We start from the raw sequence: 11,399 nt of genomic DNA, 5'->3' as shown, positions 1-11,399 counted from the left end.
GCTCCGGCCCGGACCGGCCCGGCGGCGCGCATGCCGCGGGAGCGGGGCGGGCCGAGACGGGGACCGGCGCCGGGGGCGGAGCCGGAACAGGACCTGGTGAAGGCCGTTTCGTCGGCCGCCCGGAACGGGATCGGGCTGCCGCCGCGGCGCCCGCCGGTTCCGGTGGTGCCGCGTCCGGTGCGGTCGCCCGAAACGCCGTACGGGAACGGCGACCGCTCGTCGACGGGACCGGTGCCGATTCGCCGCGCCGGACTGACGGGCCCGTGCCGGTGATCTCCCCGCTCGTGCGCCGGCTGGCCCGCGAACACGGGCTCGACCTGCGGGCGCTGGCGGGATCGGGCCCCGACGGGCTGATCACGCGCGCCGACGTGGAGCACGCCGTGCTGCACGGTGCGGCCGCCCCGAGCGCCCCGCTCGTCGAGCGGAGTCAGGCGGCGCCGGCCACCACGGCACCCGCGCGCGCCTCGGGCACCCGCATCCCCCTCAAGGGCGTCCGCGGTGCCGTCGCCGACAAGCTCTCCCGGAGCCGGCGCGAGATCCCCGACGCGACCTGCTGGGTGGACGCCGACGCCACGGAACTGATGCACGCGCGCGTGCGGATGAACGAGGCCGGCGGGCCGAAGATCTCCCTCCTCGCGCTCCTCGCCCGCGTCTGCACCGCCGCGCTCGCCCGCTTCCCCGAGCTCAACTCGACGGTCGACATGGACGCCCGCGAGGTCGTACGGCTCGACGAGGTGCACCTCGGGTTCGCCGCCCAGACCGAGCGCGGACTCGTCGTGCCGGTGGTCAAGGGCGCCCACGCGCGCGGCGCGGAGTCGCTGAGCGCGGAGTTCGCCCGGCTCACCGAGTCGGCCCGCACCGGGACGCTCACACCGGCGGAACTCACCGGCGGCACCTTCACGCTGAACAACTACGGGGTGTTCGGCGTCGACGGCTCCACTCCGATCATCAACCACCCCGAGGCGGCCATGCTCGGCGTCGGCCGGATCGTCCCCAAGCCCTGGGTGCACGAGGGCGAGCTGGCGGTGCGGCAGGTCGTGCAGCTCTCGCTCACCTTCGACCACCGGGTGTGCGACGGCGGAACGGCGGGCGGTTTCCTGCGGTATGTGGCGGACTGCGTGGAACAGCCGGCGGTGCTGCTGCGGACCCTGTGACCTCATGGGCCCCTCCGGCCCCGCCACCACCCCCGTCCACATGCTGTGCGCGGGGGTGGAAATGATCCACCGGACGCTCATACTCGGGGGGTGACCGCGTCCGAGCCTCCCAGCGCGCCCGGTTCCGGCCCCCGCGGGGCCTCCGGTTCCTCCGGCGCACCCGCTACGGAGGGCCATGACGCCGTCGTGCTCGCCGGGGGCGCCGCCCGCCGCCTCGGAGGCGCCGACAAGCCGGGCGTGCACGTGGGAGGCCGCGCACTGCTCGACCGGGTCCTCACCGCCTGCTCCGGCGCGGCCACCACCGTGGTCGTCGCCGAGCCCCGGCCCACCGCCCGCCCGGTCAGGTGGGCCCGCGAGGACCCGCCCGGCGCGGGCCCGCTCGCCGCACTGGACGCCGGACTGCGGCACACCACCGCCGAGTACGTCGTGGTGCTCTCCGCCGACCTGCCGTTCCTGGACGGGGCGACGGTACGGAGGCTGCTGACCGCTCTTCACGAGACGGGCGGCGAGGGCGTGTTGCTCACCGACACGGGTGGCCGCGACCAGCCTCTCGTGGCCGCGTACCGTGGCTCGGCCCTGCGACGCGAGCTGGCGGTCCTGCGCGCCGAGCACGGTGAACTGACCGGACTGCCGCTGCGACGGCTCACCGGCGCGCTCGAACTGACCCGTATCACCGACCCCGTCGCGTCCTTCGACTGCGACACCTGGGACGACATCGCCGCCGCCCGGGCACGTATCAGGGAGCATGGGCACGTGTTGGATGAATGGATTACCGCAATCAAGGACGAACTGGGCATCGACCTGGACGTCGACACCGGCACCCTGCTCGACCTCGCCCGCGACGCCGCCCACGGAGTGGCCCGTCCGGCGGCCCCGCTGACGACGTTCCTCGTCGGGTACGCGGCGGGTCGGGCCGGAGGTGGCCCGGAGGTGGTCGCGGAGGTCGCGCGCAAGGCTGAGGCGCTGGCGCTGCGTTGGGCTGCGGAGGCAGAGGCGGAGGCGGAGGCCGATGCCACGGCGACCCCGCCGGGCACGGACCCCACGCGGGCGACCGGGACCCGTGCCACCGCCGCTCCCGGCACCGGTGACGCCCCGGCCGCCCGCCCCGCCGGTGACGTCCGGCCGGACGCCGGATGACCGCCCCGGGGCAGTACGAGGAGGTCGACTTCGACGTCGACGAGGCCCTCGCCCTGGCCAAGGAAGGCGGTGCCAAGGTGCCCGACGACTCCGGACCGGCCGGAGCCCCCCGCTCCGTCCCCGCGCCGTCCCCGCAGGACGGCAGCCGGAAGGACAGCACCGGGCACCACACCGCCACGCCCTGGCCGAAGGCCCGCGTCATCGCGGAGCGGGCACCCCGCCGTCCCGACGCCCCGGTCTCCGTCACTCTCGACGCCGCGCTGGGCCTCGTCCTCGCCGCCCCGCTCGGCGCTCTCACGGACCTGCCGTCCTTCGACACGTCCGCGATGGACGGCTGGGCGGTCGCCGGGCCCGGCCCGTGGGACGTCCGGGCCGAAGGCGTGCTCGCCGGTCACGACCAGCCGGAGCCGCTCACCGACGGCGAGGCGGTCCGGATCGCCACCGGCGCGCGCATCCCCCTGGACGTCACCGCCGTGATCCGCAGCGAGCACGGCCGCACCGACGAGAAGGGCCGGCTGCACGCGACCCGGGACGTCGTGCCGGGGCAGGACATCCGCCCCCGCGGCCAGGAGTGCCGCTCCGGCGACCCCCTGCTGCCGTCGGGCACGCTGGTCACCCCGGCCGTGCTCGGACTCGCCGCCGCCGCCGGGTACGACACCGTCTCCGTCCTCCCCCGGCCGCGCGCGGAAGTCCTGGTCCTCGGCGACGAGTTGCTCACCGAGGGCCGGCCGCACGACGGGCTGATCCGGGACGCGCTCGGACCGATGCTGCCGCCCTGGCTGCGCGCGCTCGGAGCGGACGTCATCGCGGTGCGCAGGCTCGGCGACGACGCCGAGGCGCTGCGCAAGGCCATCAAGAACTCCGACGCCGACCTCGTCGTCACGACCGGTGGCACCGCCGCCGGCCCTGTCGACCACGTCCACCCAGTCCTGCGCCGCATCGGCGCCGAACTGCTGGTGGACGGGGTCAAGGTACGCCCCGGGCACCCGATGCTCCTGGCACGCATCGAGGAGGGCCGGCACCTTGTCGGCCTGCCGGGCAATCCGCTCGCCGCCGTCTCCGGCCTCCTCACGCTCGCCGAGCCGCTGCTGCGCACCCTCGCGGGACGCGCGGCCCCGGAGCCGTACACACTGCCCCTCCAGGACGCCGTGCACGGTCACCCCTACGACACCCGGCTGATTCCCGTCGTGCTGCGCGAGGACCGGGCCGTGCCGCTGCACTACAACGGACCGGCCATGCTGCGGGGCATCGCCGTGGCCGACGCGCTCGCCGTCGTGCCGCCCGGCGGTGCGCGGCCCGGCCAGGAACTGGAGATCCTCGACCTGCCCTGGGCGATGGCCGGGATCGGGGTGTGTTTCACGTGAAACTTCCGGGCCATGACGCGATCGCCCGACAGGCGGACGAACGCCTAGTCACTCATCGGGTGAAGCTGCCCCGCCAACGGGTGGAACGCCCCCTGCGCCAGGTCACCAAGCGGGTCGTCATCGCACTGCTGGTGCTGGTCGGTACGGCCTTCATCGTCTATCTCGACCGTGACGGCTACAAGGACAGCTCGGACGGGCCGGTCGACCTGCTCGACGCGTTCTACTACGCGACCGTCACCCTCTCCACCACCGGATACGGCGACATCACCCCGGTCAGCGACGGCGCCCGCTTCACCAACATCTTCCTGATCACGCCGCTGCGCGTGCTCTTCCTGATCATCCTGGTCGGCACCACTCTCGAAGTTCTCACCGAACGCACCCGGGAGGAATGGCGACTGAACCGCTGGAGGACCGCTTTGAGGGAGCACACCGTTGTCATCGGGTTCGGCACCAAGGGCCGCTCGGCGATTCAGACCGTGTGCGCGACGGGGCTGAAGAAGGAGCAGGTCGTGGTCGTCGACCCCAGCTCCAAGGTGATCGACGCGGCGACGGCCGACGGTTTCGCGGGGGTGGTCGGCGACGCCACGCGCAGTGACGTACTGATCCGGGCCGAGGTGCAGCGGGCCCGGCAGATCATCATCGCGACACAGCGCGACGACACCGCCGTGCTCGTCACGCTCACGGCCCGGCAGCTCAACCGCAAGGCGAAGATCGTGGCCGCCGTGCGGGAGGAGGAGAACGCGCCACTGCTGAAGCAGTCCGGCGCCGACGCCGTCATCACCAGCGCGAGCGCGGCCGGCCGCCTGCTCGGGCTCTCCGTGCTCAGCCCCAGCGCGGGCATGGTCATGGAGGACCTCATCCAGCAGGGCAGCGGACTCGACATGGTCGAACGGACCGTCATAAAGGCCGAGGTCGGCAAGAGCGTCCGAGAGATCGAGGACCTGGTGGTGAGTGTCGTACGAGGGCACCGCGTGCTCGGCTACGACGACCCGGCCATCGGGAAGGTGCAGTTGACGGACCGTCTGATCACCATCGTGCGGGTCAGCCCGCACACCCAGGTCGCTCCGGACATGAAGCCGCTGCCCCACGACTGAGTGCCCGGGCCCCCGCCCCGACGGCTGTCCGGAGTAGCCTCGCCCGCATGCGAGCGATCACGATTCCTGAACCTGGTGGGCCCGAGGCGCTGGTGTGGGACGAGGTCCCGGATCCGGTGCCCGGAGAGGGCGAAGTGCTGGTCGAGGTGGCGGCGAGCGCGGTGAACCGCGCCGATCTGCTCCAGCGGCAGGGGTTCTACGACCCACCGCCCGGCGCGTCCCCCTACCCCGGACTCGAGTGCTCCGGACGGGTCGCCGCCCTCGGGCCCGGTGTCTCGGAGTGGACCGTCGGGGACGAGGTGTGCGCGCTGCTCTCGGGTGGCGGGTACGCGGAGAAGGTGGTCGTCCCGGGCGGGCAGCTGCTGCCCGTGCCCGAGGGCGTCGACCTGGACAGGGCGGCCGCGCTGCCCGAGGTGACCTGCACGGTCTGGTCCAACGTCTTCATGATCGCCCACCTCCGCCCCGGCGAGACGCTCCTGGTGCACGGCGGAGCGAGCGGTATCGGCACCATGGCGATCCAGCTGGCCAAGGCCGTCGGTGCGAAGGTCGCCGTCACGGCGGGCAGCAAGGCGAAGCTGGACTTCTGCGCCGAACTCGGCGCGGACGTGCTCATCAACTACCGTGAGCAGGACTTCGTCGAGGAGATCAGGGCCGCCACCGACGGGGCGGGCGCCGACGTCATCCTCGACAACATGGGCGCCAAGTACCTCGACCGCAACGTCAAGGCCCTCGCGGTCAACGGACGCCTCGCGATCATCGGCATGCAGGGCGGCATCAAGGGCGAGCTGAACATCGCGACGCTCCTCAACAAGCGCGGCGCCGTCACCGCGACCTCGCTGCGGGCCCGCCCGGCCGGTGAGAAGGCGACGATCGTCGCGGCCGTACGGGAGCACGTGTGGCCGCTGGTCTCCGCCGGGCACGTGCGTCCGGTGGTCGACCGGGAGCTGCCCATGAGCGAGGCGGCCGCGGCCCACCGGGTGCTGGAGGAGAGCGGCAACATCGGGAAGGTGCTGCTCACCCTGTCGTAGCGTGCCGTGCCCGGCTCTCGACAGGATTCCGGCTCCGCCCCGTTCTCCGGGGGCGGAGCCGTTCCCGTGCCGCCTCAGCTCCGGCGTGTACGCAGCGCGAGGAACGCGAGGCCCAGGCCGAGACCGATGAGGACCAGTCCGCCGCCGAGGGGCAGCACCCGGAAGACGGGTTCCGAGGTGCGCACGGGATGGTCGGCGGCCTCGTGCGCGTCGACCGGGCGGTCGGGCCGCTCGGGAGGTGCGGCGGTGTCCGCGGAGGGCGGCTCGGGAGCGACGGAGGCCCCCGGGCTCCTCGGGTCCGCTGAGCTGTCCGGGTGAGCCGCCGCGCTGTCCTCGTCCGTTGGTGCCGCCTCCCGCCCGGGGCGCTCCCGCCCCTCTCCCGCACGGCTGCCGGCACGCGACTCGGCGGGGCCGGGCTCGTACGCGGCCGCATGGGGCGTGTACGCGGGACCCGCCAGCAGGAACAGCAACAGGCCGGTCACGCGAAGAGTGCTGAGCCATGGAGCCACGTCGGTGACCCCCTCCCGGTACGGAGAAGCCAAGACCAACGGCATCAGCCTCACACGGGGTGTCCGGACGGGCATCTCGGCCTCACCGTCCGTGACCCTCGGTGAAACGTTGGCTCATAGGGGTGTATGGGGTACAGGTCGGTCATGTCGATACGCCATGGTCTGCTGGCGCTCCTGGAGCGCGGTCCCCGCTACGGGGCGCGGCTGCGCACCGAGTTCGAGGCCCGCACCGGCTCGACCTGGCCGCTGAACATCGGCCAGGTCTACACGACCCTCGCCCGCCTGGAGCGGGACGGTCTGGTCGTACAGCAGGGCACGGACGAGGCGGGACACGTGCTGTACGCGCTGACGGACGAGGGCCGGGCCGAGCTCCGGTCCTGGTTCACCCGCCCCGTCGAGCGTACGAACCTGCCGCGCGACGAGCTGGCGATCAAGCTGGCCATGGCGGTCGGGGCGCCAGGAGCGGACGTACGGGCGATCGTGGAGGCACAGCGGCGGCACCTGTCGGAGGCCATGCACGCCCACACCCGGCTCAGGGCGCGGGCGCTCGCGGAGGCTCCCGCGCACCGCGACGAGGTGGCCCGGCTGCTCGTCCTGGAGCACCTGATCTTCCGGGCGGAGGCCGAGATCCGCTGGCTGGACCACTGCGAGGCCCGTCTGCTGCGGCTCGCGGAGGCGGCCGCCACGGAGCCGCCGCCTCCGCCGGCGCCGTCCGCCTGACGCGGAGCACCGGTCCGTAGAGGGTGGATCACGTTCGGAAGGGGGCAGCAGAGTGAGGAGGTGTACGCGTGCGAGAGAATGGCGGCATGGAGATGCCGAGGAACGAAAGGTCGCCGGAGAACCCTCAGATCCTGGTCGTAGGCCAGGACGGGATGGCTCTCGGCGGCGGTGGAGACGAGGACTCCCGTGAGGTCCCGGTGACGGAGATGGTGGAACAGCCCGCCAAGGTCATGCGCATCGGGAGCATGATCAAGCAGCTGCTCGAGGAGGTGCGCGCCGCACCTCTGGACGAGGCGAGCCGGGTTCGGCTCAAGGAGATCCACGCCAGCTCGGTCAAGGAGCTGGAGGACGGTCTGGCCCCCAACCTCGTCGAGGAACTGGAGCGGCTGTCCCTGCCGTTCACCGACGAGGGAATCCCTTCCGACGCCGAACTGCGGATCGCACAGGCCCAGCTGGTCGGCTGGCTGGAGGGCCTCTTCCACGGGATCCAGACCACCCTGTTCGCCCAGCAGATGGCGGCCAGGGCCCAGCTGGAGCAGATGCGCCGGGCGTTGCCCCCGGGTACCGGCGGCGGCGAGGAGGAGCTGGACCCGCGGGCGGGCGGCCGCACGGGCGGTCCGTACCTGTAGGCCCTCACGGCGCGCGGACGGCGCGGTAGACACGGGCGCGACAGGCCCCACGGACGCCACAGGCGTCACGGAAAACGCAGGCAACGCAGGCAACGCAGACAATTCCTGGAGAGCGCCAGACGGAAGGGGCCCGGCATTTCTGCCGGGCCCCTTCCGTGTGTGCGGACGATCCGTGTGTGCGGGCGACGCGATCAGGCGGGGTTGCCCGTCGACACGTAGAGCTGGATCTTGGGCATGTCCTTGGGGTCGACGTCCGTGTCCGCCTCGGGGATCTGGGTCATGACCGTCCCCTCCCCGTAGGCGTTCTCGTTCACCGTCTTGGACTCGTACTGCCAGCCCGCCGCCTGGAAGCACGCCTTCACGGACTCGATGTTCTTGAACTTGAAGTCCGGGACCCTGATCTTGTCGGCGTCGTTGTACGACTCGTCGGGCTCCGTGCAGACGGTCTTCTCGATCTTCTTCGTGGTGTCGGGCCCCTTGTGCCCGGCGACCTCCTCGGTGGCCGACGCCTGGGCGCTCTCGGAGGCCTCCGGCTTCTTGTCGTCGTCCCCGCCGCCCAGGGTCAGCGCGGCGATCAGCCCGCCGATGGCGACGAGCGCGACGACGATCGAGCCCACGATCACCGGCATGTTGCTCTTGCCGCCGCCACCACCGCCGGAGGAAGAGGCCTGCGGGGACATCGTGTACGGCGGCGGGGTCGACAGGCCCTGCTGCGGGGAGTACGCGGCGGTCTGGGCCGGCGTCGGGTAGCCGCCCTGCTGCGGATAGCCGTACGACGGAGCGGGCGTGTGCGAGGGCGCCGGAGTCGGCGGGCCGTAGGGGCCGGGCTGGTACGGCGTCTGCACGTTCCCCTGCGGCGCCTGGACCGACTGGTCGACCGGCGGGAACACCGCGGAGCCCACACCGGCGCCGCTCGAGGTCTGCACGCCCGGCACGATGCTCGGAGGCGCGGCCTGGAAGGACTGGGCGACGCGCAGGCACTCGTCGCGCATCGACTCGGCGCTCACGAAACGCTCGTTCGGGTTCTTCTTCAGCGCGCGGGCGATCAGGGCGTCCACGGCGGGCGGCAGCGAGCGGTTGATCGAGGAGGCCGTGACGGGCGTCTCCTGAACGTGCGCGTACGCGATCGCCAGCGGCGAGTCCGCCTCGAACGGCAGCCGTCCGGTGACCAGTTGGAACAGCATGATGCCCACGGAGTACAGGTCGGAGCGGGCGTCGACACCGCGGCCGAGGGCCTGCTCCGGGGAGAGGTACTGAGGGGTGCCCACGACCATGCCGGTCTGGGTCATCGACGTCACACCGGACTGCATGGCGCGGGCGATGCCGAAGTCCATCACCTTGACCACGCCGCGCTTCGTCATCATGACGTTGCCCGGCTTGATGTCGCGGTGGACCAGACCCATCTCGTGGCTGATCTCCAGAGCGGCCAGCACGTCCGCGGTGATCTTCAGTGCCTTGTCGGCGGGCATCGCGCCGTACTGCGTGACGTCCTGGTCGAGGACCGAGCCGAGCGGGCGGCCCTCGACGTACTCCATGACGATGTACGGAGTCGTCACCCCGTCGAGGTCGTCCTCGCCGGTGTCGAAGACCGAGACGATGTTCGTGTGCGAGAGCTTCGCCACCGACTGGGCCTCGCGGCGGAAACGCTCGCGGAAGGCCTGCTCACGCCCGAGGTCGGTGTGCAGCGTCTTGATCGCGACCTGGCGGTCGAGCACCGAGTCGTACGCGAGATGCACCGAGGCCATGCCGCCTTCGCCGAGCAAGTCGCGCAGTTGGTAGCGCCCGCCGGCGACCGAGCGCCCCACGTACCGGCCATGTGCGCCGTCCTGGCTCATCTTTCTGCGTCCCCCATCGGCCGTGCGCCGTCACGCGGGCGAAAGCTGCTGGTGTGGCTCCCGCGGCCGGTGATCTCTGGTGTTATTCCGGCCAAGTCTGCCGGAGGGCACCGACACGTCAAGCTCGGTGCCCGTTCCGTGACCGTACGCGAAAGAAGAGTCGCGGAAGCGTTACAGGTGCCCTACCGCCGGTACACAGGATTTGCACCCGCGGACCGGCTGCGGGTTCCATGGCCCGTCCATCCCGGACCGGCGTTTCGCGCAGAGGCTGTAGCGTGGCCCGACGGAGACCGTAACAACCACCGCGCGTACTTCGACCGGTGCGGACAGAAACGACGGCGAGGACTGATGGCACAGCAGCAGCGCGCTCAGGGCCCGTCCGACCCCGAGGCGACTGGCGGCGGTATGTCAGATGCGCCGGAGTTGTGGGGTAACGGCGGACTGGTCGGAGATGGCCGGTATCGGCTGACGCACAGACTCGGCCGGGGCGGCATGGCCGAGGTGTTCGCGGCGGAGGACGTCCGTCTGGGGCGGACCGTCGCGGTCAAGCTGCTCCGCTCCGACCTGGCGGAAGACCCCGTCTCGAAGGCCCGCTTCACGCGCGAGGCCCAGTCGGTCGCGGGCCTCAACCACCATGCGGTGGTGGCGGTCTACGACTCCGGCGAGGACGTGGTCGGCCACCAGGTCGTCCCGTACATCGTCATGGAGCTCGTCGAGGGCCGCACGATCCGTGACCTCCTCATCAACGCCGAGGCACCGGGACCCGAGCAGGCACTCATCATCGTCTCCGGTGTGCTGGAAGCGCTTGCCTATTCGCATCAGCACGGCATCGTCCACCGGGACATCAAGCCCGCGAACGTGATCATCACCAACACCGGTGCGGTGAAGGTGATGGACTTCGGCATCGCGCGCGCCCTGCACGGCGCCCAGTCGACGATGACTCAAACCGGCATGGTCATGGGCACGCCCCAGTACCTCTCCCCGGAGCAGGCGCTCGGCAAGGCCGTCGACCACCGCAGCGACCTGTACGCGACGGGCTGTCTGCTCTACGAACTGCTCGCGCTGCGGCCGCCGTTCACCGGCGAGACGCCGCTGTCGGTGGTCTACCAGCACGTCCAGGACATCCCGGTGCCGCCCTCCGAGGTCTCGGACGGGGTGCCGCCCGAGCTCGACGGTCTGGTCATGCGCTCGCTCGCGAAGGAGCCGGACGACCGGTTCCAGACCGCGGAGGAGATGCGCGGGCTCACCCAGTACGGGCTGCAGATGCTGTACGACCAGGGCGGCCACACCGGCACCTGGAACACCGGTCCCGTGCAGGCGCACGAGGGCCTCAGCACTCCGGCCATGGGCCTCGCGGGCTCCGGGCTGCCGCACCCCGGCGACTCGGGCACCACCCAGATCCCCTCGCCGATGCTGCCCCCGGGCCGGGGCGGAGGCGGCGACGACGGTGGCTTCGAGGGGCACGGCAACCGGGGCAGCGGCCGCGGCAAGCTGTGGATCCTGGCCGTCCTCGCGGTGGTCGCGATCGCGGCCGGGGTGGCGCTGGCGCTGAACGGCGGCGGCGGTGACGGCGGCGGCGGGAGCGACACGACCAAGTCGCCGGCCACCTCGCAGTCGGAGAAGGAGACCACTCCGAGCGAGAGCGCGTCGGACGAGGAGACGGGCGACGCGACGGACGACGGCACGAGCACGGGCGGCAACTCGGACTTCACGCCGACGTACAAGCCGTCGCCGAGCTTCACCCCCTCGCCCTCGCAGACCGAACCCTCGGACAAGCCGACCCCGACGCCGACAGCGTCCAAGCCGACGGACCCGGAGACGACTCCGTCCTCTCCGGACACGTCGGAACCTGAGGGCAGCGGTGGCGGCACGGGGGAGCCCGAGGAGGAGGGCTGACCCGCCCGTCCCTTCCCTGAACGTCCCACGCGC

The 11,399-nt window shown here is 72.1% G+C and carries 10 protein-coding genes; 8 read left to right on the top strand and 2 right to left on the bottom strand.

Annotated elements, in window-relative coordinates:
- From KUF83_RS15245 to KUF83_RS15225, 5 genes are all read left to right on the top strand, one after another.
- The coding region (locus tag KUF83_RS15245) for a dihydrolipoamide acetyltransferase family protein (RefSeq protein WP_254643872.1) at window positions 1–1,154 on the top strand (1,154 nt) is incomplete at its 5' end.
- A 90-nt stretch (window positions 1,155–1,244) separates the two neighbouring features.
- Window positions 1,245–2,291, top strand: a complete 1,047-nt coding sequence (locus KUF83_RS15240; protein ID WP_217455201.1) for an NTP transferase domain-containing protein — start codon at window positions 1,245–1,247, stop codon at window positions 2,289–2,291.
- The gene (locus KUF83_RS15235) at window positions 2,288–3,655 is read left to right on the top strand and encodes a molybdopterin molybdotransferase MoeA (protein ID WP_217455200.1); all 1,368 of its coding nucleotides are present in this window, start codon (window positions 2,288–2,290) and stop codon (window positions 3,653–3,655) included. The genes KUF83_RS15240 and KUF83_RS15235 overlap by 4 nt, the downstream gene beginning before the upstream one ends.
- Window positions 3,643–4,749 carry a TrkA family potassium uptake protein gene (locus KUF83_RS15230; protein ID WP_217455199.1) on the top strand — a complete coding sequence of 369 codons (1,107 nt, stop codon included), beginning with the start codon at window positions 3,643–3,645 and terminating at the stop codon, window positions 4,747–4,749. Before KUF83_RS15235 ends, KUF83_RS15230 begins: the two co-directional genes overlap by 13 nt.
- Before the next feature lie 47 nt (window positions 4,750–4,796).
- Window positions 4,797–5,777 carry an NAD(P)H-quinone oxidoreductase gene (locus KUF83_RS15225; RefSeq protein WP_217455198.1) on the top strand — a complete coding sequence of 327 codons (981 nt, stop codon included), beginning with the start codon at window positions 4,797–4,799 and terminating at the stop codon, window positions 5,775–5,777.
- Window positions 5,778–5,851: 74 nt separating this feature from the next.
- Here KUF83_RS15225 and KUF83_RS15220 read toward each other — a convergent pair whose 3' ends face one another.
- Entirely contained in the window at window positions 5,852–6,259 is a 408-nt protein-coding gene (locus tag KUF83_RS15220) for a hypothetical protein (protein WP_308403009.1), read from the bottom strand.
- Between the two features lie 171 nt (window positions 6,260–6,430).
- On the opposite strand from KUF83_RS15220, the gene KUF83_RS15215 reads away from it, so the two are divergent.
- Both KUF83_RS15215 and KUF83_RS15210 read left to right on the top strand, forming a co-directional pair.
- The gene (locus KUF83_RS15215; RefSeq protein ID WP_217455196.1) at window positions 6,431–7,006 is read left to right on the top strand and encodes a PadR family transcriptional regulator; all 576 of its coding nucleotides are present in this window, start codon (window positions 6,431–6,433) and stop codon (window positions 7,004–7,006) included.
- Window positions 7,007–7,092: 86 nt separating this feature from the next.
- Window positions 7,093–7,635, top strand: a complete 543-nt coding sequence (locus tag KUF83_RS15210) for a bacterial proteasome activator family protein (RefSeq protein WP_217455211.1) — start codon at window positions 7,093–7,095, stop codon at window positions 7,633–7,635.
- Between the two features lie 191 nt (window positions 7,636–7,826).
- On the opposite strand, the gene KUF83_RS15205 is transcribed toward KUF83_RS15210, so the two are convergent.
- Window positions 7,827–9,470, bottom strand: coding sequence for a protein kinase (locus tag KUF83_RS15205; RefSeq protein WP_217455195.1), 1,644 nt, complete (start codon window positions 9,468–9,470; stop codon window positions 7,827–7,829).
- Between the two features lie 348 nt (window positions 9,471–9,818).
- Here KUF83_RS15205 and KUF83_RS15200 point away from each other — a divergent pair, with 348 nt between their 5' ends.
- Window positions 9,819–11,366, top strand: coding sequence for a protein kinase (locus KUF83_RS15200; protein WP_217455194.1), 1,548 nt, complete (start codon window positions 9,819–9,821; stop codon window positions 11,364–11,366).
- The last annotated feature ends 33 nt before the right edge of the window (window positions 11,367–11,399 follow it).

It is taken from the genome of Streptomyces sp. BV286, assembly GCF_019090165.1.
GTDB lineage: Bacteria > Actinomycetota > Actinomycetes > Streptomycetales > Streptomycetaceae > Streptomyces.
Note: the sequence above shows the minus strand (reverse complement) of the source record. Positions and strands in the feature narration are given on the sequence as shown.